Origin of the sequence: Pseudomonas sp. DE0157, assembly GCF_007678615.1 — a bacterium.
GTDB classification, from domain to species: Bacteria; Pseudomonadota; Gammaproteobacteria; order Pseudomonadales; family Pseudomonadaceae; genus Aquipseudomonas; species Aquipseudomonas parafulva_B.
This window is the reverse complement of record NZ_VEJN01000003.1, coordinates 171,054-193,240: the sequence shown is the minus strand read 5'-3', so window position 1 is coordinate 193,240 and position 22,187 is coordinate 171,054. Positions and strand designations below refer to the sequence as shown.

Below are 22,187 nucleotides of genomic sequence, written 5' to 3'. Positions count from 1 at the left end.
CCTGAGCGTAGATGGCCATCTGCCCTATTTCAAGAACAGCCAATTGGACATGTAGGTGCCGTCCAGGATGATGTGATAACGCCCATCTCGGTAGCTGGCGGGCAGGGGTTTGAGCTGCGCCTGGGCATCGCGGGCGAACAGTTTCAACCCAGCAGGCGCCTTGATGCTCAGCTCGGCCTTGAGCGGCTCGACATGAAAGCGCGTGTTTTGCTCAGGCTGGGGCACCGCTCGTGTGCCCAGGGACACCAGCATGCTGCGCGACTGGCCTAGCACGACCCCGTCAAGGCTTTGCACGGCGACACTGGCGTAGGGCGTGCTTGCCTGCACCTGGACATCAGCCAACGTGATCGTGCGCCCGCCCAGCCAGCCCGTCACCGCTTGGGTGAGCGGCGTGTCGATGGTGTAGAGGCCCGACTGCCAGTTGCGCTTGAGCTCGCCGGTATCGCTCACCGACTCAGTCGCGTCTGCCGGCAGCAACGCCTGGGCAGGGTCGTGCAACACGGTAGCTCCGTCAGCGATGGCAGCAGGTTTGAGCCAGGGCAACTCGGGCGTGGCAGGCAAGGCGATCTGCAGCTGGCCCAGACCTACCGCCGTGCGCAGCAGCGCCGAAGTACGCGGGGTGATCTCCTGATTGAACAAGGTATCGGGGCTGGGCGCGAATACGTACTGGGTACTGGCGGGTTGAACGTCCCCGCGCCGATACATCAGCGCCGCAGCCGGCAGGGTGGCAAGCAATGCCGGATCATTGTAGGCATGCCAGTTGTCTGCCGTGCGCCAGCCGGGGTTGAACGCCTGTTGACTGTAGGCGTACTGCAGCATGGCGTCCCAACCCTGGTGGCTGGCGGTGCCGGCGATATACAGCGGCAGGGAGTGCCGGTCAGGCAACGGGAATGGCTCGGCGTTCCATTCACTGACCGTCAACGGCTTGCCCACGACCTGGGCGGCGGCCAGCCAGTCGATCAAACCATCACTGGTCAGCGGGTTCTTCTCCAGCTGGCCGCTGGCACCGTAGCTGTGGGCATCGATGACATCACCCACCGTGAGGGCGGGCAGGGCACTCAGCCCATTGCCTCCCCAGGTGCTGGTGGTGGCGATCGGCACTCTTACCGCCAAGGCGCGCAGGTGCGCGATCATGTCGGCATTGAAGCGCTGCTCGAGGTCGTTGAGAAACAGCTTGGAGGGGCCAGGCTGCCAGGCCCGCCAGGTCAGGTCCGCAGGCAGGTCGTGCTGGCTGGCGAACGCCTTGGCAGCGGCCATGTAACGCTGACTGTGGCGGGGCACGTCCTTGTCCGGGAGCAGGGCGTTGCCGTAGTGCTGGGTGATGTCGTTCTCGTTGGTGAGCAGGATAGCCGCGATGGCGGGGTCATCTTTGTAAGCCAGCCCTGTCAGGGGATTTACATGGCCTAGGTACTGAGTGGCAAAGCGTTTCATCGCCTGCTGGATGCTGGCGTTGACGTAGGCGTAGCCCTTCAGGTCGACCCGCGCTTCGCCCTTGGCCAGTTCGCCAAAGTCATCGATACCGTCCTGGGTGGTCAGGGCGCGTTGCACGTGCAGGTCCAGCCAGATGTAGATGCCCTCGTCCTTCAGCGCCTTGATCCAGAGGTCAAGCTTGCGCATGGACTCGGCGTCCACCTGTTGGGTGTTGCGTACCAGCGTACCGTCACCAAACACATTGGGGCTCACCCAGGGCGAGTCGTGATGGTGCAGCCGTACAAGGTTGAAGCCCAGCGCCGACAGGCGTTTGGCCTGCTGGACAATCTCCTCGTCAGGGCTCTTGAACAGGGAGTAGGCCGACAGGTTGGTGCCCCAGAACCGCACGGGCGTGCTGTCCTCGAACACCAGTTGTTCACCGGACGCCTTGACGAAGCCGTGTTTGCCGGCGGGTTTTTGCTGCGCATTGAGAAACGACAGGTCCACCGGTGATGTGCGCCAGTCCAACTGGTCCAGTGGCCAGGTCTTTGGGTCCACCAGGCCGAAGCGCTCGGTTGGCGTGGGCGCCAGTGCAATGTCCCCCGTAACGTTCAGCGTGGCCTTGAGCTGTTGCTTGCCGGGGGCGATGTCGTCTTTGTAGAAGAAGGCGCGCAGCTCCGAGGGGTTGCCGCGCTCGAAGTAGACCTTGGCCAAGGGTGGGTCGAAACGCATCTCTACACGCCGGCCCTGCTCGGCACCGCCCCAGGACCACCCGCGGTTACCGGCCAGCAGTTGCGGGGCACCCATGGGCCCTGCGATCTGCGCCGGGTCGAACTGGAACACCATGCCCCCGCCTATCACATCGCGCTGGCGGCTATGGGCATCAAGGTCGAAGTCCCACGCCAGGGTTTGCGGTTGCACCTGGGTGATTGCCGCCTTGAGCTCGAAATCCAGATCCTTGTTCTGCCCCTGCAAGGTGTAGCGTGCCGGGCCATCGACGCTCAGGGCCGTCTGGAAACCCGTCCAGCTCCAGTCCTGCCCCCAGAAGTCGAACTTGGCGCTCATCACCGGCCCGCCGCCCTGTGTCACCACCGGCAGGCCGTTCTGCTCATCGATGCTGACCTGCCACGCCTCGGCCTGAACGTTGATGGGCAAGGCCAGGGCGCACAGGGCGGTCAGGCTCAGCAGGGCACGCATGGCAGGCAGGGTCATGAAAGGCTCCTGGGTTGCGCAGAGGGGATGTCGTAAGCGGGCGTAGCGAGCGCGTGCTGCCGGCGGACCATGTGGGTGTAGGCCACAGCCAGTCCGGCGATGGACCAGTACACCACCGGGATGAAGGTGATGCTGCTGACGGTGAAGATGATCACCAGGATGCCGATCAATGTCGCCAGCAACACCCGGCCAAGCTGGCGACGTTCGTCATCCTTGTCGTCGAAGCTGCGCATGGCCTTGTAGAGGCCGCGCAGCACCACGGCAAAAAAGGCCACGAACAATCCAAGCCCGACCAAGCCGACGTGCAGGGCCAAATTGATGTAGGAATTGACGATATCGATGATGCCTTCTCCCTGGATCATCGACTGCATTTCGGGCGTGTTGCGAAAATCGAACGAGCCGAACAACGGATTGCGCTGAATGACGATCCAGGCATTGTCCATGAGCCGCTCGCGGTAGGTGATGTTCTCTTTTTCAAGGTTGCCAATGAACGGCAGCAGGTCCAGCACTTTATCGCCACCGGGTATCACGCCCAGCAGCGGCAGTGCGAGCACCCCCGCCGTAGCCAGCAGGGCCAGGCGCCGCACGGCACCCCTGCCCAGTGCCACGAACACCACCACGATCACCGCAGCGCCGATCCAGGGCCCGCGTGAGAGCGGCGCGAACAGACCGGCAGCCAGCAACAACGCGCCCATCCAGCGGTGCAACGGACGGCGCAGGTAACCTTGCACGAACAGGAACAGACCAATGGCGACGCTCATCACATAACCCAGCACGATGGCCTGGCCCGTGGTAACGCTGGCCCGCAGGGCCCCGCCGCGGCTCAGGTAGCCTGACAGGCTCCAGGGCACACCCATGGCGTCGATCAGGGCGCTGTACAGCAACCAGTGGCGTACGTACTCGGCGACCCCGATCAACGCCAGCAGGAAACCGACCAGCACGAAGGCCAGCATGGCGTCCTTGAAGTCGCTGACCTGGCGCAACCCACGGCTGGCCACGTAGTAGGGCAGGAACACATCGACATACAGGTACAGCGTCTGGCGTAGGGTGTCGGTGGGCGTGGTTTCGCGCAAGTAGAGCACACTCATCAACACCAGGCTCGCTGCCAGCAGGCGATCTGGCCAGGTGCGGCCGAAGCGCAGCGTGTCCGGCTGCCGACGCAGGGTCAGTGCGGCCGGTAGCAGCACGCACAGCGTCAACAGGCGGATGTGGTTGAGGTCGACCAGGTAGTTGACCACGCCGAACCCCGGTACCTGCGCCGCCGCCGGTGGGATCAGGAACAGCAGCAGGTAGAACAGCGCCATGGGGTTATGCTCACGGCGCCCGGCCAGGTACAGGATAAGCCCGCCTGCCGCCAGGTACAGCCAGAAGCTGTGGGAGACGAACGCCAGTACCGTCAGCAAAAACCACAGGTTGCGCCGGCGCTTGAAATCGCGCAGCGGGATCAGGTCGGTGGCAGGACGCCGAGCCAGCACGAATACCACGCTGGCCAGGAACAGGATGACGATCAACGCGCGAAAATGTTCAGGCATCAGCTATTTACACCTTCCTTTCGGTGGGCCACGGCTAGCATCATGGCTAATTGAAACTATAGTGACTTTTAGCCATTCAGTCAGAGATTGAACCCATGCCGTCGATTGAGGTGTCAGCCACCCCGAGCCTGCGCTCGCGGGCCTTGCGGGCGGGTTCATGGAACCTGGTCTCGCAAGTGGCTTCCCAACTGATGCGCCTGGGCGGCAACCTGATCATGGCGCGTATCCTGGTCCCGGAGATGTTCGGGGTCATGGTCATCGCCACCACGGTTTCGGTACTGCTTCACTTGCTCTCCGATGTTGGCCTGCGCCAGAACATCATCCAGAGCCACCGGGGTGACGACCCCGTTTTCCTCAACACGGCCTGGACCGTGCAGATCATTCGCGGCTTCATCCTGTTCGCCTTGACCTTGCTTCTGGCCCTGGGCGCGTGGCTGGCGCAGGTGGCTGAGCTATGGCCTGCGGACGCGACGTATGCAGCACCCGTGTTGCCGGCGGTACTGGCCATCACCGGCCTGTCTGCCGTGATCTGGGGTTTTCAGTCCACCAAGATAGACGTGGCAGTGCGAACCTTCCAACAAAAGCGCGTGGTGCTGGTCGACCTGGCGTCCCAAGTCGCGGGCCTGCTGGTAATGCTTGTGGTGGGCTACCTGACCCATTCCATCTGGGCGCTGGTCAGCGCTGGCCTGGTCTCTGCCCTGGCCTGGACGGTACTGGGCCACACTGCGCTGGAAGGCCCTGGCAACCGCCTGCACTGGGACCGCGCCGCCCTGAACGAGCTGATCGTGTTCGGGCGCTGGATCCTGCTGTCTTCGATGGTCGGGGTGCTGGCCATGTATGGTGACCGTATCTGGTTCGGTGCCAGCATGACGGCGGCGCAGCTGGGGGTGTACTCCATCGCCGTGTTGATCCTCGGTGCGGTGCAGATGGCCATTATGAAGGTGGTCGGCGCCGTGGCGCTGCCAGCGTTCAGCGAGGCAGCGCGTGCTGACGATCGCGAACGTCTGGTGGCCCTGTATCACCGTTTCCGGCTGTTGGTGGACCTGCTGGTGCTGTTCACCTGCGGGGGGTTTCTGACCGCCAGCCCGCTGCTGATTGGCTGGATGTACGACGAGCGGTACCGTGAAGCAGGGCCGATGCTCGCAATTCTCTCGCTGTCCTTCCTCACATTGCGCTATACATTGGCCCATCAGGTCTGGATCGCCTTGGGGCTGACCAAGTACCAGGCCATGGACAACATCATCCGCCTGGTGTCGTTGTGGGGGTTGCTGCCGGTACTGCTGTATTTCGGTGGGGTGGACTGGGCGATTTGGGGCGTTGCCCTGCACACGCTGCCCACACTGGTGTTGATCGTTTACGTGAACAGCAAACTGGGTATGTTCAGCCTCAAGCGCGAGCTTGCAGTGTTGCCGGCCCTTGTGGCCGGGGCGCTGTGCGGGGCTGGGCTAACCGCGTTGTTCGAGTGGATCTGAGCGCTACCTGTCGGAATTTTGTGAGGATGGCCAGGTGATCATGGGCAAGCAGAGCGTGTGTGCGTCACAGGTAGGTCGCAGGAGGTTTCTCAAGGGGTGCGCGGTGGTAGGGGCGACAGGCGCCGTGCTGGGTCCGATGACGGCGGTCGCCGGCCAAACGCTGCCACGGCACACCGCTGACACCAGCGAGGCGTTCGTGGTCATCAATGGCTGGGTATTGCCGTCCCAGTATTTCAAGAGCCCGTCGGCATGATCACCGATTTTCAGGAACACAAGACGCTGCGCGACAGCTACGACGTGTGCATCATCGGCGCCGGCCCGGCCGGCATCACGCTTGGGTTGCGCCTGGCGGCGGCTGGCTGGAGCGTGTTGCTGGCAGAGGGGGGTGGGCATGACTATGCACCTCGCTCTCAGGAGCTGTACGCCTGCACCTCCAGTGGGCTGCAACTGTATGCCGAACAGACCCGGCTGCGTTACCTGGGCGGTACTTCAAACCATTGGGCAGGCCGCTGCCGACCCTTTACCCCGTCCGATTTTTCCATCGCTCCGCCAGGCGACCTGCCAGGCTGGCCCATTGCCTACGCCGAAATCGCGCGCTACCTGCCCGCCGCCATGGACATCGTCGATTTGCCCGCCGGTGCGGACTTTCACGCCATCAACACGGGCCTGGACGGCGACGAGTTCGAACCGGACCGCTTCCTGCTCAGTACCCCAACCCGATTTGCCCAAAAGTACGCCACCGCCCTGGAACAAACCCCAGGGCTGGACGTGTTCATCAATTGCAACTGCGTAGACCTGGAATTCGACCCCGCCTCTGGTCGGCTGGCAGCGGTGCTGCTGTCAGACTACGCCGGCAACCGCCAGCGTCAGGTCGCGCGGCAGTTCATCCTCGCCGCAGGCGCCATCGAGAACGCGCGGCAACTGCTCAACAGCACCTCCCTGGCAGCGGCCGGGGTGATCAGCAAGGACGGCTTGGTGGGCCGGTGCTTCATGGAGCACCTGAACATCGACATGGGCACGTTCATCCTCAAGTCGGGGCTTGATCCCGATCCGCGCGAGTACTACACCACCGACGCCTTCATCGAGCATTTCAAGATCGGCAAGGGCAATGTGCGCGCGGCCCTGCTGGCCGATGTGCAAACCTACGGGCGTACCGCCGAGGTCAAGTACTTTTTGGAAACCTTGGCCTGTGACATGGGCGTGGCCAGCAAGGTGGCCTTCGTCGCCAGCTTCAGCTGCCCAGGCGATGGCATCATCAGCACCATGATCGAACAGTTCCCAAGCCTGCACAGCCGGATCTCCTTGCTCGACGAGAAGGATGCGCTGGGCGTGGCCAAGGTCAACGTCAACTGGGTACTCGACGAGCAGGACCGGCACACGATCAAGTGCATCGGCACCGAGCTTGCGACCCAGTGGGCCAAGCAGAACCTGGGGTTCGTCAAACTCAACGACTTCGTCTACGACACCTCGGTACCGCTCAGGCTGTCGCCGCACGCCCACCACATGGGCACCACGCGCATGGCCGCCGACGCCCGTCATGGCGTGGTGGACCGCGACTGCAAGGTGTTCGGCACCGACAACCTGTATGCAGCCGGCAGCAGCATCTTCGCCACCGGCGGTGCCTCCAACCCGACCATGCCACTGTTGCAATTCGCCGTGCGCCTGGCCGAACACCTCGATGCCCGCATGAGCGCCCAGAGGAGCGCCGCGGCGTGATCCACCCGCTTTAGGAAAAGGGGTGCGGCGGTCAGCACACACAAGAATGAGACCGGCGGCGCCCAGGGATAACTCAGGTTGCATCGATTGCGAGGCCAGGCAGCATGATGGGATGGATACGCAGAGCCGTAATGCAGTATGCCCACCGCACGGGACGGGCGCGCGGTTTGTACAAGAAGATGTGCAACCCTGCGGGGCTGGAATGGGGCACCTACCTGGCCCGCTGGGGCGGTTTTCACTCCGTGGGCACCAACGTCTACATCAACCAGGGTTGCAACGTGACCGATCCATCGCTGGTGCGCATCGGCAACAGCGTGGGCTTGTCCGATTGCACCCTCATCGGCCATGACGGCGTCGTGCTACTGATCGAGCACCGCTTCGGCAAGCACCTGGACTCGGTCGGCTTCATCGACATCAAGGACAACTGTTTCATCGGTCACGGCGCAATCGTCATGCCACGCGTGACCATCGGCCCGGACTCCGTCGTGGCCGCCGGGGCCGTGGTGACCAAGGACGTGCCGCCTGGCACCGTCTACGGGGGTAACCCCGCGGCCTTCATCTGCACCACCGACGCGCTGATCAAACGGGTGGAAGCCCGCTGCGAAGCCTATCCCTGGATCGACATCGTCAAGCAGCGCAAGGGCGCCTTCGACCCGCAGGTGGAGCCCATGCTGATGGCCCAGCGGCGCCAGTACTTCTTCGGGGACAGCGACAATGGCTAAGCCGGTGGATGTGATGGTGGTCAATTTCAACACGGCCGGTTTGCTGCAGCCCATGTTCGATGCCTTGCGCAGCGCCGACAGTGAGCATCTGGCGCGCTACCTGGTGGTGGACAACGCCTCGGCCGATGACTCACTTGCACGCCTGACCCAGGTCTGCCCTCAGGCAGTGGTGCTGAGCAACCCGAAGAACGTAGGGTTTGGTCGTGCCAACAACCAGTTGCTGGCGCACCTGCAAGGCCAGTACGCCCTGCTGCTCAACACTGATGCTTTCATCGCCCAGGACGCGCTGCACAAAACGCTGGACTACATGCAGGCGCATCCGGAATGTGGCGTGCTCGGTGTTCGGCTCGAAGGTCGCGATGGCAGCCTGCAACCGAGCTGCCGGTATTTTCCGACGCCGCTCAACGTGTTTCTCGCCCGCACCGGGCTCGAACGCTTCGTCCCCGGCGTACAGCGCGTCGACGACATGAGCTGGGACCATGGCTCGGTGCGCGAATGCGATTGGCTGCCTGGATGTTTCTACCTGGTGCGCCGCGAAGTCCTTGACCAGGTGGGGCTGTTCGACCCCCGTTTCTTTCTGTATTACGAAGAGGTCGACCACTGCAAGCGCGTCAAGGCCGCGGGCTGGAAGGTGGTGTTTTACCCGCACACCACGGTGGTGCATATCGGCGGCGAGAGCTCCAAGTCGGTGGCCCAGCTCGAAGCCGCGAGCCGACAGATCTCCACGTATCAGATCGAAAGCGAGCTGCTGTACTTTCGCAAGCACCACGGCCGCGCGGGCCTTGCCCTGCATATGGGGCTGGTGAGCCTGGGTGACGTGATACTGGCGCTCAAGGCAATGATCAAGCGGCGCGGGCGGGAGGCCTTGAAGGCCTGCTGGCTGCATAGCCGCACCACGTGGGCATTGCTGTTCAAAACCCGCTACGCCACCCAGCCGACAAGGTAGCGCGCCATGTTCGAGAATATTCGTGCCGATCTGCGGGCCCACGGTGGCGACTGGGGAGCCCAGGGGTTCTGGGTGATGTTGGTCTACCGGTTCGGTCGCTGGCGCTATGGCGTAAAGCCTGCGCCACTGCGCAAGCTCTGTTCGCTGGTCTACAAGGTGTTGTTCAAACTGGTACAGATCCTGACCGGGGTCGAACTGCCTTGCGAGGCGTTGGTGGGTCGCAATTTCGTCATCGATCACTTCGGCGGCATCATCGTCAGCGGCTACGCCCGGTTCGGTGACGACTGTCGCATTCGCAACGGCGTGGTGGTGGGGCTCAAGCAGGTCGATCGGCCTGTGGCGCCCGTGTTCGGTAACAATGTGGACATTGGTACCGGCGCCAAGATTCTGGGCGACATACGCATTGGCAACAATGTGGTGATTGGCGCCAATGCCGTCGTGCTGGTCGATGTGCCGGACAACAGCATTGCCGTGGGCGTGCCGGCGGTGGTCAAGCCCAGGCGCAGCCCTGCGACGCAGGTGATGCCGTGAGCGCACACCTGGAGAGCATTGGCGTCGTGGTGATTGGCCGCAACGAAGGCCAGCGCCTGGCGCGCTGCCTGCGCGCGCTGGTGACCCGTGTCGATACGGTGGTGTACGTGGATTCCGGCTCCACCGATGGCTCGGTTCAGCTCGCGCATCAGTTGGGTGTACACGTCCTGGCCCTGGACTTGAGTATCCCATTCACTGCCGCCCGCGCGCGCAACGAAGGCTTCGCCAGGCTGCACCAGTTGCAGCCTGGTCTGGACATGGTGCAGTTCGTTGATGGCGACTGCGAGATCGACGCCCAGTGGCTGCCCACTGCCCACGCCTTCTTGCAACAGCACGCCGAGGTTGCGGTGGTTTGCGGGCGGCGGCGTGAGCGCTTTGCCCAGCATAGCGTCTACAACCAGTTGTGCGACCTGGAGTGGGACACCCCGGTTGGCCAAGCCGAGGCCTGTGGCGGTGACGCATTGATGCGTGCCCAGGCATTCGCCAGCGTAGGCGGCTTCCGGGCGGGGCTGATTGCCGGCGAGGAGCCGGAGCTGTGTGTACGTTTGCGAGCCGCGGGCTGGAAAATATGGCGCCTGGACGCCGAAATGACCCTGCACGATGCAGCCATGACGCGCTTCGGCCAATGGTGGCGACGCAGCATGCGCGCCGGCTACGCCTATGCCGAAGGCGCCTGGTTGCATGGTGCTGCACCCGAGCGGCACTGGGTGCGTGAGTCCCGCCGTGCCTGGGTCTGGGGGCTGGGGATCCCGCTGCTGACACTGGCGGCATGCCTGCTGTTCGGGGCAGGGGGGCTGGCGCTCTTGCTGCTGTACCCACTGCAAGTCCTGCGGTTGGCCAGGCGCGGCGGCCTGGCGCCCCGGCAACGCAGGTTGCAGGCCTTGTTTCTGGTCCTGGGCAAATTCCCAGAGGCAGTGGGGCAACTGAAATTCTGGCGCCAGCGGCTGTTGCCCGGCAAATCAGCGCTGATCGAGTACAAGTGAGATGACCCCATGATGCTTGTCCGCCTCTTGAGCAGCCTATCGACGTTGCAACCCGGTTTCACCCCGCGAGCCTTGAAGAGCAAGTACGCGCTGGCCGTGCTGATGGTGAGCCATCGCCACGCGCTCGAGCATTTCATGGGGCGCATGAGGACTGCACTGGGCCCCCAATGGCGGCAGCGCGTAGGGGACGACGCGCTGGGCATGGTGCAATGGCCCTACATCAGCAGCGGCTGGAACGTGGCCCAACGGCTCGACACCGTGGCCTCGCATTTCGAAGTGGTGACTGCTAAAGCGCCGGTGCTGCTGATCACAGGCCGCGATGAGCGCCGCGTGTTGTGCGATTTGGGGGACCATTCACCGGCCTGCAGCCTGGTGCTGGACCGGCCGATCTGGTTCAAGCGCGAAGGCGAGTTGGTCCTGAACCTGTTTCAGGGCGAGCTGCGGGTCGCGTCACTGGCCTTCACCCTGTGTAACGACGGGAACAGGTTGACGCTTTTCATCGGCGCCGTGCAAGGCATCCACAAAGGTATCGACAGTGAAACGTCCTTGGGCATCTACCGCGACCTGACCAAGCATTTCGAAGGCCTGCGCCCGCGCAGCCTGGTGCTCGAAGCGCTCAAGTGCCTGGCCCGCTCGCTCTCGGTCGATCGCATACTGGCCGTCAGCGACGGCTGCAGGCACCACCGTCATCCCTATTTTGGCGCCGACACCGCCCGTGAACTGGCAGCCGACTACGATGCTATCTGGCAGGAGCACGGCGGCCAGCCGACGCCCTGCAACGGTTTTTTCGAGCTACCCCTGGTGGCTGCACAGCGCGCCGAATCGGACATTCCCGCCAAGAAACGGGCGATGTACCGCCGCCGGCAAGCTTTGCTCGACAGTGTTTTCACGCGCATGCACAAGGCTTTGGCAGGCGCTGCCGGCAACCATGAACTACAAGAACTACAAGGGGATGCATGCGCTGGGCATGCATCGGCAGTGGACGCTCCGCCCCTGACAGAAGGCCGTACATAAGGCTTGTCGGGCGTGGTGTGTCATCAAGCGGGTTTGGATCTGGATTCGTATGCGTATTGCTTACTTCGTCAATCAGTACCCGAAGGTGAGTCACAGTTTCATACGGCGCGAAATCCTGGCGATTGAACGCCTGGGCATTACGGTTCAGCGCATTGCCCTGCGCGGATGGGACGCCCAGTTGCAGGACCCTGAGGATGTCTGCGAGAAAGCCAAAACGGTGTATGTGCTGCAGCATGGGCTGGCGGGTTTGCTCAAACCGCTCTGGCGCGTGCTGCGGGCACAACCACGGCGTTTCTGCCAAACCCTGAGCCTGGCCTTGCGCATGGGATACAGGGCGGACCGCGCCTGGCCGTATCACCTGGTATACCTGGCTGAAGCCTGCCAGGTACTGCTCTGGCTGCAGCAAAGCGGAGCCTCCCACGTTCATGCCCACTTTGGCACCAACTCCGCTGAAGTCGTCATGCTTGTCCACGCACTGGGTGGGCCGCCGTTCAGTTTCACCGTCCACGGACCGGAGGAGTTCGACAAGCCGCAGTTCCTGCACCTGGGCGACAAGGTCGACCGTGCAGCGTTCGTAGCGGCTGTCAGTGCCTACGGACGCAGCCAGCTATATCGCTGGGTGGCCCACGCCAACTGGCCGAAGGTCAAGGTGGTGCATTGCGGTCTGGAACGCGCGTTTCATGAGGTGCCCAGCGTGGCGATACCCCAGGCCCCGAGACTGGTTTGCGTGGGCCGCCTGTGCGAGCAGAAAGGCCAGTTACTGCTGCTGGAGGCCGCGTCCCGGCTGGCGGCGCGTTCCATCGCCTTCGAACTGGTGCTGGCCGGTGATGGCGAGATGCGTGGCGAGATAGAGCGGTTGATCGCCCATCATGGCTTGCAGCAACAGGTATGCATCACCGGCTGGATCGGCAGTGAGCAGGTGCGCGAGCACATGCTTGCGGCGCGTGCCTTGGTGCTGCCCAGCTTCGCCGAAGGGTTGCCCGTGGTCTTGATGGAGGCCATGGCGCTGCGTCGTCCTGTGCTGAGCACCTATGTGGCAGGTATCCCCGAACTGGTGCGCCCTGGCGAGAACGGCTGGCTGGTGCCAGCGGGGGACGTCGAACAATTGACCGAAGCCATGGCTGACTGCCTCCGGCAGCCGGTCGAGGCGTTGCAGCGGATGGGCGCAGCCGGCCATGCGCGGGTGTTGGAGCGGCATGATGTGGACACTGAGGCGGCCCGGCTGGCCGAGTATTTCAAGGCAACGGCATGATCACTGTATTGACGTTCTTACTGGGGGGGCTGGCGCTCCTAGTCTCGGTTCCGGTGCTGGTGCTGCTGGGGCAGGTGTTGCTGGCCTACCTTCCCGCTCGTGCGCAACCCGTCGCTGCCCGGGCGCGCCCGCAGGTTGCCGTGCTGGTCCCGGCCCATGACGAGGCCAGCATCATCGCCGCCACGCTCGCGAGCCTGGTGCCGCAACTGCAAGCCGGTGACCGCCTGCTGGTCGTGGCCGACAACTGCAGCGACGACACAGCGCGACGGGCCGAGGAGGGCGGTGCTGAAGTGGTTGTGCGTCAGGATGCCTTGCGCCGGGGTAAAGGCTATGCGCTGGACTTCGGTATGCGTCACCTGGCCGCCGACCCGCCCCAGGTGGTGATCATCGTCGATGCCGATTGCCGTGCTGAGCAAGGGGCGCTCGAACAACTGGCCCTTCGCTGCGCGCAGAGCGGCCGGCCGGTGCAGGCGCTGTACCTCATGAAGGCGCCGGCAGGTGCCGGTCTCAAGGTGCAGGTGGCCGAGTTCGCCTGGCGGGTCAAGAACCTGGTCCGGCCCCGTGGCTGGGCACGGGTGGGCTTGCCCTGCCAGCTCATGGGCTCGGGCATGGCGTTCCCGTGGCAGGACTTGGCCGCCGTGGACCTGGCCAACGGGCATCTGGTCGAAGACGTGAAATTGGGCCTTGACCTCTGCCAGCGGGGCACGCCGCCGTTGTTCTGCCCGCAGGCGCTGGTCACCAGTCAGTTCCCGACCAGTGAGCAAGGCCTTAACAGCCAGCGCACGCGTTGGGAGCACGGGCACCTGGGGCTGATGCTGGCCGATGCGCCCCGTCGCGCCTGGGCTGCCTTCAGCCAGCGCAACGTGGCCTTGGCCGGTTTGACGCTGGACGTGCTGGTGCCTCCGCTGGCCCTGCTGGTCCTGATGTTGCTGGGGCTCAACGCCCTTACCTGGGTGGCCTACGCCGTAGCAGACGTGGCGACACCTGCCTGGATGGCGCTGAGTGCGTTGCTGCTACTGGCGCTTGCCGTGCTGCTGGCCTGGGCACGATTCTGCCGCGACGTGATCCCGTTCTCGGTGCTGCTGTATGCGCCGTTCTACGCCTTGCGCAAGGTGCCGGTTTACGTGGGCTTTCTGATCAAGCGCCAGGTGGAGTGGGTGCGCTCCCGCCGGGAGGACGATTGATGGCCGCAAAGCAGTGGCCAGCACGGTGGCACGCGGTGATCGACCAGCTGCAGGTGGTCGAGGATAGCGAGGCTGCTGAGCGCCTGCTGCACGCCTTGGCTGCCCCTGTAGCCCCGACCGTGCTGGGCTTCGTCAATGCCCATGCCATGAACCTGATCGTTCGCGATGACGCCTATGGCGAGGCGCTGCTGGGCGCCGATGTGCTGCTGCGCGATGGCTCGGGCATGGCGATGCTGTACCGTCAGCTGGGGTTGGCGCCAGGGTTGAACATGAACGGGACGGATTTCATTCCTCGGCTGGTGCACGCCTACGCAGGCCGCCGCGTGGCCTTCTGGGGCACCCGCCAGCCTTATCTGGGGCAGGCTGTTCAGTGCTGCGTTGCCACCTATGGCGTCACGCCGGTTTCGGTGCATGACGGCTTCGCCGACGTGTCGACGTACCTGCACCTGGCGACCGAGCATCGGCCGGATCTGATCCTGCTAGGCATGGGCATGCCCAAGCAGGAGGCCGTGGCGGCTGCGCTCAAAGGCACGGGCCTTGTGTGCACGATCGTTTGCGGCGGCGCCGTGTTGGACTTCATGGGCGGCAAGGTCCATCGCGCACCGGCCTGGGTCAGGCGGCTGGGTGCAGAGTGGCTGTACCGCTTGCTGTGCGAGCCCCGGCGGCTGTTCATGCGCTACGTGGTGGGCAACCCGCTGTTCCTGTTACGCGCCCGGCGGTTCGCCCGGGCAGGGCGAGCGCTGCATCCTGGCGGCTGACGACATGGCGCGGTCGCCCGAAGTTACCGCGCAGCCAAGGACGGGCTGCTACAGTGATATCACCGCTACAGACACCCGCGCGCGCCTGCTGCTGTACCGGTTTCGCCAACGCTGTCCTTCAGTATCAAAGGGCGATTACAGGCCCTGGCCATGTACCCATCGATGAGGTCTGAAATGGTGTTCGAACCCCGAAGCAGCCGGTCTTTGCTTCAGCGCAGAAGCAGCGTCAGCAACGCCGTGCAAGCCGGTCTGGATGGCGTGGCGGTGACCGGCATTGCCTGGTACCTGATCTACGACCAGTTCGGCTACATCACGTCCGACTACGTCATCATGTTGCTGTTGCTGATCGGGGCACTGGCGGTCATCTACGATCACTACGCCATCTATCGCACCAACGTCGGGCTGTCGATCAAGGCGTTCCGGCTGTTCAAGGCATGGTCGGCAACGTTCTGCTTTCTGGTGGTCATGGCCTTTCTGACCAAGCAGAGCGAAACCTATTCACGGCTGTTGGTGGTGGAATTGTTCGTTATCGGCTACATCGCCCAGCTGTTTCTGCATGTTGCCGTGCGTGAACTGCAAAAACGCTTTACCGCCCACGCTCGCCTTGAGAACGCCCTGATCATCGGCGACGGTGACCTGGCTAATTTCCTCTATCAGAAAATCAGCAGCAACCCCTGGTTCGGGGAACGGGTGGTAGGCTGCGTGTTGACCGCAGAAGCCGCGCCGCTCGGCGACGACGTCGAGCACGGCAAGCAGCGCCTGCCGGTGCTGGGGCATATCAGCGATTTGGACGGCATCGTCGCCCAGCATGGCATCCGCACGGTCTACCTGGTGACGCCACTGGGAGGCTCGCAAGTCATCAGCGACGTCTATTTCAAACTGCTCGACAAGTGCATCGCAGTGAACTGGGTGCCCGACATTTTTTCCCTACGCCTGATCAACCATAGCGTGCGCGAAATCGCCGGTATTCCTGTCCTGACCCTGTCTGAAACCCCGTTGACCGGCATGAGCCTGTTCCTGAAGAACCTCGAGGATCGTGTCCTGGCGGCACTGATTCTGCTGTGTGCATCGCCGGTGTTGCTGGCTGTGGCCCTGGCGATCAAGCTCGACAGCCCAGGCCCGGTGTTCTTTCGCCAGGAACGCACGGGCTGGACCGGGGAATCGTTTCGGATCTGGAAATTTCGCAGTATGCATGTTCACCAGCCCGAAGCCGGGCAGATCAAGCAGGCACAGAAAAACGACCCGCGCCTGACCCGGGTCGGCGCCTTCATCCGGCGCACCAGCCTCGATGAGCTGCCGCAGTTGTTCAATGTACTAACGGGCGAGATGTCATTGGTTGGCCCCAGGCCCCATGCATTGCAGCATGACACCTTGTACTCCCAGGACATCGTCGACTATTTCGCGCGCCACAACATCAAGCCAGGCATGACCGGCCTTGCCCAGGTGCGGGGCTTCAGGGGTGAAACTAAGGACATCGAGCAGATGATCCAGCGTGTCGATTCGGACATCGAGTACATCAACAACTGGTCCCTGTGGCTGGATTTCGTGATCCTGGTGCGCACCCTAAACGCCTTCACCGGCAAGCAGGCGTACTAGCGACCCAAGCCAGACAGGCTGGGTGTTTTGCGCTACAGATCTTGCGGTGCGCCAGTCAGGGGATGCAATTCTCGAAACGCCTGCGCTTCTGCCACCAGCCAGTCGTGTACCGCACGTGCGCCGGGCTGGTTCAACCCGCCAGGCGGGTAGTGCACCACGTAGCGCTTGTGGTTGGGGATGGCGACCCCGAATGGCACGATCAGCGCGCCACGCTCCAGTTCGTCGTTGAGCAGGGTACGCCGGGCAATGGCCACGCCAAGGCCCGCAATGGCCGCCTCGATGGTCAGGTGGTTGCGGTTGAAGGTGTGGCCACGCCGTACGGCTTGCGCAGGCGCACCGATGCCTTCCAGGTAGAACTCCCATTCGGCATATTCCGAGCTGCCTCGCCAGGCCGTGATGTCGTGCAGCAACGGGTAGTGCACCAAGTCCGCTGGCCCGTGCAGCGGGGGACGCCCACGCAGCAGGGCTGGGGAGCAGACCGGGAAGATCTGCTCGGCCAGAAGCGGCGTCGACAGCATGCCGGGGTAGCTGCCGTCATTGAGGTCGATCGCCAGGTCAAAATCCCCAGGCGTCAGGGCCTGTGCGCTGTCCTCGGCCACCAGCCGCAGCTCGATGTCTGGGTAGCGTTGCTGGAAACGTGACAGCCGCGGGGTCAGCCACTTGGCCAGGAACGAGGGGATCGAGCGCACCCGTACGGTGCCGCGTATTTCACCTGCATCCAGGCGCACCAGTTCTGCCTCGATGCTGCCATAGGCGTCCGCCACCGTCTGAGCCAGGCGCTGGCCTTCGGCGCTCAGTTCCACGCCACGGGCGCGGCGCAGGAACAGCCGATAACCCAGGCGCTCCTCCAGTTGGCGCATCTGCTGGCTTACGGCCCCGGGGGTGATATGCAGCTCTTCGGCGCAGCGGGTGAACGACAGGTGACGGGCGGCACAGGCGAACACGTGCAGCCAGACGAAGGATTGCCCTGTCAGTTGGCGTCTCATGGTTTAGTCCTGCTAAAGGCTGGCTTAGGAAGTTTCGTTAGTCATTTGTAGCACAGGGGCGCAGTATCTCGCGAAACGGGCCTGTGCGCCTGAGGTTTTCAAGTGTTGGGCGTTTTGGCAGCAGCAACCGCCCGTCAGGTATTAGCATGGCTATCAGTGTTTTCGACCTTTTCAAAATCGGTATCGGCCCATCCAGTTCGCATACGGTCGGCCCCATGCGCGCCGCCGCCACGTTTGCCCAAGCGCTGCGCGAGCAAGGCTTGCTCAACAGCACCCAGCGTGTCGAAGTACGCCTGTATGGTTCGCTGTCGGCCACTGGCGTGGGCCATGCCACTGATCGAGCCTGCCTGCTGGGCCTGATGGGACAATGGCCAGACCGCATCGACCCTGCCAGCATCGATGCGCGCATCGGCCAAGTGTTGCAAGAGCATTGCCTGATGCTCGACGGCAGCCATCCTGTGGCGTTCGACTACGCCCGCGACCTGCTGCTGCTCGATGAAAACCTGCCCTATCACCCCAACGCCATGCGCCTGGAGGCGTTCGACCAGCATGCCAGCCTGCTGCACCAGACCTACTATTCGGTAGGCGGCGGGTTCATTGTCGAGGAGGCCGAGCTGACCGCGCCGGTGGGTCTGTCGCCAACCGTCACGCTGCCTTACGAGTTCGACAGCGCAGCCGAGCTGCTGGCGCTGTGTAGCCAGCATGGCCTGAGCGTTGCGCAGTTGATGATGGCTAACGAATGCGCGTGGCGGCCCCAGGCGCAGGTGCGCGACGGGCTGTTGCGCATCTGGGCGGCCATGCGCGAGTGCGTCGACAATGGGCTGCGCAACGAGGGCGTATTGCCGGGCGGCTTGCAGGTCAAGCGCCGGGCGGCCAAGCTGCACCGCAGCTTGCAGGAGCTGGGCAAGCCCAACGTCATCGGCTCTACCTTGAGCGCCATGGAGTGGGTCAACCTGTTCGCCTTGGCCGTCAATGAAGAGAATGCCGCCGGTGGGCGCATGGTCACCGCACCCACCAATGGCGCGGCCGGCATCATCCCGGCCGTGTTGCACTACTTCATGAAATTCAACCCCGGCGCCTGCGATGACGACGTGGTGGATTTCCTCCTGGCGGCTGCGGCCGTGGGCATCTTGTGCAAGAAGAATGCGTCAATTTCCGGTGCCGAGGTGGGCTGCCAGGGCGAGGTGGGCTCAGCGTGCTCGATGGCAGCCGCAGGCCTGGCGCAGCTGCTGGGCGCTACGCCCCCGCAGCTGGAAAATGCCGCTGAAATTGCGTTGGAGCACAACCTGGGCCTGACCTGTGACCCGGTCGGCGGCCTCGTTCAGGTGCCCTGCATCGAGCGCAATGCCATCGCCGCGGTCAAGGCGATCAACGCTGTGCAGATGGCGCTGCGCGGTGACGGGGAACACTTCATTTCCCTGGACCGCGTCATCCGCACCATGCGCGACACCGGTGCGGACATGCACGCCAACTACAAGGAAACTTCTCGCGGCGGCCTGGCCGTTGCGTTCGTGGAGTGTTGAGCACCCTGCGCTTCAGCGCAGGGCAGTCGAACCCGGGCTGCTGTGCATGGCCTGTTTGAACAGGCCCTTGAGTTGTTCGTTGCCCGCGTCAATCAAGTGGTTGTCATCGAAATACAGCGGCCTGCCGTCCTTTGAACCCATGCACTTGCCGTCCGGGCAGAGGTAGGGCACCGGGTCAACGATACCTGCGTGGCAGCGTTCGGCCGCCGTCTCGATGGCTTCCAGGGCCAGGCGGTTGCGCGCCTGGTAATCGCTCACAGGCGTGACGATGTCGCTGTTCATGCCTAGAAGCCGGTGCTGCAGGGTCAGGCCCTTGTAGACACTGAACGGCATTTCCGGCACCGGCTTGACGATGTACACCGGGCGATTTTGTGCCAGCATGCACACCGTTTGGGTGTAGGTCTGGATGAACTGCTGCTCGAATTGCGGGCCGCTTTGGTGCTTGTCGCCGTTGAAGTAGACGCTATAGCCACTGTGCCGGCGCTGGTCGGTATACAGCGCTGCGCGGCTGAACAGGAACAAGGGTACGCCAGGGTAGTCCGTGGCCAGTTGGGCGAACTTGTCGGCGTTGAAGGCTTTGCAGTGCTGCTCGACGTCCTTGTCGCCCATTTCGAAGTCGATCAGGGTAGGGCAGCCGGCCCGTGCCCAGCCCATCGCCGCGCCGGGGTTTTCCAGCATCAAGGCCGCGGCGGTGGATTGGGCATGGCTGTCGCCCAGCAGAAGGGCCGAGATATCGCCGGTGCCCAATACGCACTGTGCGGCCCCGTACGGGTTGGTGTCGCAGTGCTGTGCGTACAGCTTGCTGTCGTACTCCGGCTTGCCGTCATCGTGGGCCCAGCGCAGTTGCGGGTTGTGCTTGATTGCCGAGGCCACGGCCCCTGCCGCCGCCACCCACACCAGGCCCATGCCTGCGTAACGGGCAAGGCCCAGTACCGGGCGCTTGAGGGCGCGTGTCCTGCTTTCGATCAACCCATAGGACGCCGCGCCCAGCGCAACCGACAACAGCACCGCACAGGTCACCGCGCGCCAGTCTTGCAGCAGCCCGCAGGTATAGAGCAACACCACCAATGGCCAATGCCAGAGGTAGATCGAATAAGACGTCTTGCCCAGAAATGCCAGTGCCCGGTTGCGTGCGAACAGGCTGTTGGCATTGGCGTGGATCACCAGCAGGGTGCCGATCACCGGTATCAGGGCCAGGTAACCCGGCCAGGTAGCGTCGTGGGGCAGCAGTGCCAGGGCGCCTGCAATCAGTGCAAGGCCCAGGGCTTCGCACAGTGCCGCCGCCCTGGGCGAAAGCGCGAGCGGATACAGGAACACCAGAGCACCGGCGAGCATTTCCCAGGCTCGGGTAGGCAGCAGGAAGAACGATGCGACCGGATGGCCTGGGCTGTAGAGCGCCGAGAACACCAGCGAGGCGGCACCAAGCGCCAACACAAGCCGCTTGAAGGTAGGCGGTGCGCACACGTTGTGCAGGCCCATCACGATCACGGGATAGATCAAGTAGAACTGCCACTCCACCGACAGCGACCAGGTGTGCAGCAGCCAGTTTTCCTGAAGCGGTGCATCGAAATAACTGCCGTCACGGGCGAAATAATGGTTGGACGTGAACAGCAGGCTTTCCTTGCTGGTGCGCAGCAACTCCCGGTAGTCGTCCGTTGCCAGAAAGAAATACCCGAACACGGCCAGGGCGATGCACAACCCCAGCAGGGCCGGAATGATTCGCCTGGCCCTGGCCGCGTAGAAACCGATTAGCGAGAACTGCTGCTTGTCCAGGCCGCTCACGATGATCCGGGTCATCAGGTAGCCCGAAATCACGAAGAACACATCCACGCCGAGAAACCCGGCCGAGAACCCCGGGATCTTGAAGTGGTACAGCACGACCGATATGACGGCCAACGCCCGCAGGGCGTTGATGTTCTTGTGAAACAGCATGGGAGGGGTCCTGATCTGGCCTGGGCCGGGTGGCCCGCTTCCTTTTGGCATGGTCGGCGCGACCATGCATTTCGAGGGGCGCAGACTACCACATGGCCCATGGCCTGTACCTGAACGTCTTCACCCCAGGGCCTCGCGCAGCCGGTACCACAACATGCCAAGGGCCAGCAGGGGCGAGCGCAGCGCTCTGCCGCCGGGGAACGTGAGGTGGGGCACGGCGCTGAACACATCCAGCCCCTTGCTTTGCCCCAGCGCGATGCTCTGGGCAAGCAGCCTGGCCGTCCAGTGTGTGACGTTCAGCCCATGGCCCGAATAACCCTGGGCATAGTAGACGTTGGGATGATCACGCAGTCGCCCGACCTGTGGGAAGCGGTTGGCCGTGATGCCGATCAGGCCGCCCCATTGATAGTCGATGCGCACTTCGCCCAACTGCGGGAACACCCGGTGCACCTTGGGCCGCATGTACGCGGCGATATCGCGGGGATCGCGCCCGGAGTAGTGGCAGGCACCGCCGAACAGCAAGCGCCGGTCGGCGGTCAGGCGATAGTAGTCCAGCCCCACCTTCTGATCACACAAGGCCATGTCTTGGGGAATGAGTGACATTGCGACCGTTTCCTCCAGTGGCTCGGTCACGACCACGTAGCTACCCGCTGGCAGCACCTTGCCGCTGAGCCTGGGCTCCAGGCCCTCAAGGTGGGCATTGCAACCCAGTACCAGGCTGGCAGCGCGTACCTTGCCGTGCGCGGTGTGCACCGTTACGGTGGAGCCATGGTCGATGCGCATGACCGGGCTCTGTTCAAAGATCTGCACCCCCAGGGACTGCGCCGCTCGGGCTTCGCCCTGCACCAGATCCAATGGGTGCAGGTGCCCTGAGCCCATGTCCACCATGCCGCCTGCATAACGGTCGCTGCCAACCACTTCGCGCAGGCGCTCTGCCGGCACCCGGTAGGTGTGAGGCTGGTAGCCCAAGGCCGCCAGCTCCTGCTGCTCGGCGGCAAAGGCAGCGAACTGGGCGGGGGTATTGGCCAGCTCGCAGAAGCCCCAGCGCAGGTCGCATGCTATGCCGTGGCGGGCGATGCGCTCAGCCACCAAGGTCACCGAGTCGATGCCTGCCTGCTTCAGATACCTCACGCCGTCCTCGCCCACGTACCGAGCGAAGCCGTTGACATCATGGCCGATGCCACGGATCAGCTGGCCGCCATTGCGCCCGCTGGCACCCCAACCCACGCGCCGGCCTTCGAGCAGCACCACCGACAGGCTGCGCTCGGCGAGTTCCAATGCGGTGTTGACCCCTGTCAGGCCGCCGCCGACGACGCACACATCGGCATCGACTTCGCCGTCGAGGTACGGATAGCGGGTTGTATCACGGGCAGTGGCCGCATAGTAGGACGCGGCATGTTCGGCAGATAAAGGCATGG

Annotated in this window: 18 protein-coding genes; 13 read left to right on the top strand and 5 right to left on the bottom strand. The window is 63.6% G+C overall.

Annotated features, from left to right (window positions below):
• Positions 1-24 precede the first annotated feature (24 nt).
• Entirely contained in the window at positions 25-2,622 is a 2,598-nt protein-coding gene (locus FS777_RS06285; protein ID WP_145254517.1) for a cellulase family glycosylhydrolase, read from the bottom strand.
• A complete protein-coding gene (locus FS777_RS06280) occupies positions 2,619-4,154 on the bottom strand; it encodes an O-antigen ligase (protein WP_058639220.1) in 1,536 nt (511 codons plus the stop codon). Before FS777_RS06280 ends, FS777_RS06285 begins: the two co-directional genes overlap by 4 nt.
• A gap of 95 nt (positions 4,155-4,249) precedes the next feature.
• On the opposite strand from FS777_RS06280, the gene FS777_RS06275 reads away from it, so the two are divergent.
• The 12 genes from FS777_RS06275 (at position 4,250) to FS777_RS06220 (ending at position 16,328) form a co-directional block, all read left to right on the top strand.
• The gene (locus FS777_RS06275) at positions 4,250-5,626 is read left to right on the top strand and encodes an oligosaccharide flippase family protein (protein WP_145254514.1); all 1,377 of its coding nucleotides are present in this window, start codon (positions 4,250-4,252) and stop codon (positions 5,624-5,626) included.
• A 40-nt stretch (positions 5,627-5,666) separates the two neighbouring features.
• Positions 5,667-5,879: a twin-arginine translocation signal domain-containing protein gene (locus tag FS777_RS06270; protein WP_145254511.1), complete on the top strand. Its 213-nt coding sequence runs from the start codon at positions 5,667-5,669 to the stop codon at positions 5,877-5,879.
• The gene (locus FS777_RS06265) at positions 5,876-7,342 is read left to right on the top strand and encodes an FAD-dependent oxidoreductase (RefSeq protein WP_078478663.1); all 1,467 of its coding nucleotides are present in this window, start codon (positions 5,876-5,878) and stop codon (positions 7,340-7,342) included. Before FS777_RS06270 ends, FS777_RS06265 begins: the two co-directional genes overlap by 4 nt.
• A gap of 104 nt (positions 7,343-7,446) precedes the next feature.
• A complete protein-coding gene (locus tag FS777_RS06260) occupies positions 7,447-8,064 on the top strand; it encodes an acyltransferase (protein ID WP_027916342.1) in 618 nt (205 codons plus the stop codon).
• Positions 8,057-9,010 (top strand): glycosyltransferase family 2 protein, encoded by a 954-nt coding sequence (locus tag FS777_RS06255; protein WP_058639224.1) that lies wholly within the window; start codon positions 8,057-8,059, stop codon positions 9,008-9,010. Before FS777_RS06260 ends, FS777_RS06255 begins: the two co-directional genes overlap by 8 nt.
• A gap of 6 nt (positions 9,011-9,016) precedes the next feature.
• Positions 9,017-9,541: a serine O-acetyltransferase gene (locus FS777_RS06250; RefSeq protein ID WP_058639225.1), complete on the top strand. Its 525-nt coding sequence runs from the start codon at positions 9,017-9,019 to the stop codon at positions 9,539-9,541.
• Complete coding sequence (locus FS777_RS06245; RefSeq protein ID WP_241493171.1) at positions 9,538-10,524, top strand: glycosyltransferase family 2 protein; 987 nt, start codon at positions 9,538-9,540, stop codon at positions 10,522-10,524. Before FS777_RS06250 ends, FS777_RS06245 begins: the two co-directional genes overlap by 4 nt.
• 9 nt (positions 10,525-10,533) lie before the next feature.
• Positions 10,534-11,538 carry a DUF535 family protein gene (locus FS777_RS06240; protein WP_145254508.1) on the top strand — a complete coding sequence of 335 codons (1,005 nt, stop codon included), beginning with the start codon at positions 10,534-10,536 and terminating at the stop codon, positions 11,536-11,538.
• A 49-nt stretch (positions 11,539-11,587) separates the two neighbouring features.
• Positions 11,588-12,790, top strand: a complete 1,203-nt coding sequence (locus FS777_RS06235; RefSeq protein ID WP_078478661.1) for a glycosyltransferase — start codon at positions 11,588-11,590, stop codon at positions 12,788-12,790.
• On the top strand, positions 12,787-13,974 hold the full coding sequence (locus FS777_RS06230; RefSeq protein WP_145254505.1) for a glycosyltransferase family 2 protein: 1,188 nt from the start codon (positions 12,787-12,789) through the stop codon (positions 13,972-13,974). Before FS777_RS06235 ends, FS777_RS06230 begins: the two co-directional genes overlap by 4 nt.
• A complete protein-coding gene (locus FS777_RS06225) occupies positions 13,974-14,732 on the top strand; it encodes a WecB/TagA/CpsF family glycosyltransferase (RefSeq protein ID WP_078478659.1) in 759 nt (252 codons plus the stop codon). Before FS777_RS06230 ends, FS777_RS06225 begins: the two co-directional genes overlap by 1 nt.
• 174 nt (positions 14,733-14,906) lie before the next feature.
• Positions 14,907-16,328 carry an undecaprenyl-phosphate glucose phosphotransferase gene (locus FS777_RS06220; protein ID WP_078478658.1) on the top strand — a complete coding sequence of 474 codons (1,422 nt, stop codon included), beginning with the start codon at positions 14,907-14,909 and terminating at the stop codon, positions 16,326-16,328.
• Positions 16,329-16,360: 32 nt separating this feature from the next.
• Here the strand turns inward: FS777_RS06220 and FS777_RS06215 are convergent, their stop codons facing one another.
• Positions 16,361-17,314, bottom strand: a complete 954-nt coding sequence (locus FS777_RS06215) for a LysR substrate-binding domain-containing protein (protein WP_058639231.1) — start codon at positions 17,312-17,314, stop codon at positions 16,361-16,363.
• A 146-nt stretch (positions 17,315-17,460) separates the two neighbouring features.
• Between FS777_RS06215 and FS777_RS06210 the strand changes: the two genes are divergently transcribed.
• Positions 17,461-18,837, top strand: a complete 1,377-nt coding sequence (locus FS777_RS06210; RefSeq protein ID WP_078478657.1) for an L-serine ammonia-lyase — start codon at positions 17,461-17,463, stop codon at positions 18,835-18,837.
• A 12-nt stretch (positions 18,838-18,849) separates the two neighbouring features.
• Here FS777_RS06210 and FS777_RS06205 read toward each other — a convergent pair whose 3' ends face one another.
• Together FS777_RS06205 and FS777_RS06200 are read right to left on the bottom strand one after the other, a co-directional pair.
• Positions 18,850-20,769: an acyltransferase family protein gene (locus FS777_RS06205; protein WP_078478656.1), complete on the bottom strand. Its 1,920-nt coding sequence runs from the start codon at positions 20,767-20,769 to the stop codon at positions 18,850-18,852.
• Between the two features lie 120 nt (positions 20,770-20,889).
• Positions 20,890-22,185 (bottom strand): FAD-binding oxidoreductase, encoded by a 1,296-nt coding sequence (locus FS777_RS06200; protein ID WP_145254502.1) that lies wholly within the window; start codon positions 22,183-22,185, stop codon positions 20,890-20,892.
• Positions 22,186-22,187: the final 2 nt, after the last annotated feature.

Coding starts and splice junctions, on each gene's coding strand:
- FS777_RS06200 (WP_145254502.1), bottom strand. CDS start 22,185: ATGCCTTTATCTGCCGAACATGCCGCGTCCTACTATGCGGCCACTGCC.
- FS777_RS06270 (WP_145254511.1), top strand. CDS start 5,667: ATGGGCAAGCAGAGCGTGTGTGCGTCACAGGTAGGTCGCAGGAGGTTT.
- FS777_RS06275 (WP_145254514.1), top strand. CDS start 4,250: ATGCCGTCGATTGAGGTGTCAGCCACCCCGAGCCTGCGCTCGCGGGCC.
- FS777_RS06265 (WP_078478663.1), top strand. CDS start 5,876: ATGATCACCGATTTTCAGGAACACAAGACGCTGCGCGACAGCTACGAC.
- FS777_RS06225 (WP_078478659.1), top strand. CDS start 13,974: ATGGCCGCAAAGCAGTGGCCAGCACGGTGGCACGCGGTGATCGACCAG.
- FS777_RS06240 (WP_145254508.1), top strand. CDS start 10,534: ATGATGCTTGTCCGCCTCTTGAGCAGCCTATCGACGTTGCAACCCGGT.
- FS777_RS06260 (WP_027916342.1), top strand. CDS start 7,447: ATGATGGGATGGATACGCAGAGCCGTAATGCAGTATGCCCACCGCACG.
- FS777_RS06220 (WP_078478658.1), top strand. CDS start 14,907: ATGGTGTTCGAACCCCGAAGCAGCCGGTCTTTGCTTCAGCGCAGAAGC.
- FS777_RS06210 (WP_078478657.1), top strand. CDS start 17,461: ATGGCTATCAGTGTTTTCGACCTTTTCAAAATCGGTATCGGCCCATCC.
- FS777_RS06285 (WP_145254517.1), bottom strand. CDS start 2,622: ATGACCCTGCCTGCCATGCGTGCCCTGCTGAGCCTGACCGCCCTGTGC.
- FS777_RS06280 (WP_058639220.1), bottom strand. CDS start 4,154: ATGCCTGAACATTTTCGCGCGTTGATCGTCATCCTGTTCCTGGCCAGC.
- FS777_RS06250 (WP_058639225.1), top strand. CDS start 9,017: ATGTTCGAGAATATTCGTGCCGATCTGCGGGCCCACGGTGGCGACTGG.
- FS777_RS06215 (WP_058639231.1), bottom strand. CDS start 17,314: ATGAGACGCCAACTGACAGGGCAATCCTTCGTCTGGCTGCACGTGTTC.
- FS777_RS06235 (WP_078478661.1), top strand. CDS start 11,588: ATGCGTATTGCTTACTTCGTCAATCAGTACCCGAAGGTGAGTCACAGT.
- FS777_RS06230 (WP_145254505.1), top strand. CDS start 12,787: ATGATCACTGTATTGACGTTCTTACTGGGGGGGCTGGCGCTCCTAGTC.
- FS777_RS06205 (WP_078478656.1), bottom strand. CDS start 20,769: ATGCTGTTTCACAAGAACATCAACGCCCTGCGGGCGTTGGCCGTCATA.
- FS777_RS06255 (WP_058639224.1), top strand. CDS start 8,057: ATGGCTAAGCCGGTGGATGTGATGGTGGTCAATTTCAACACGGCCGGT.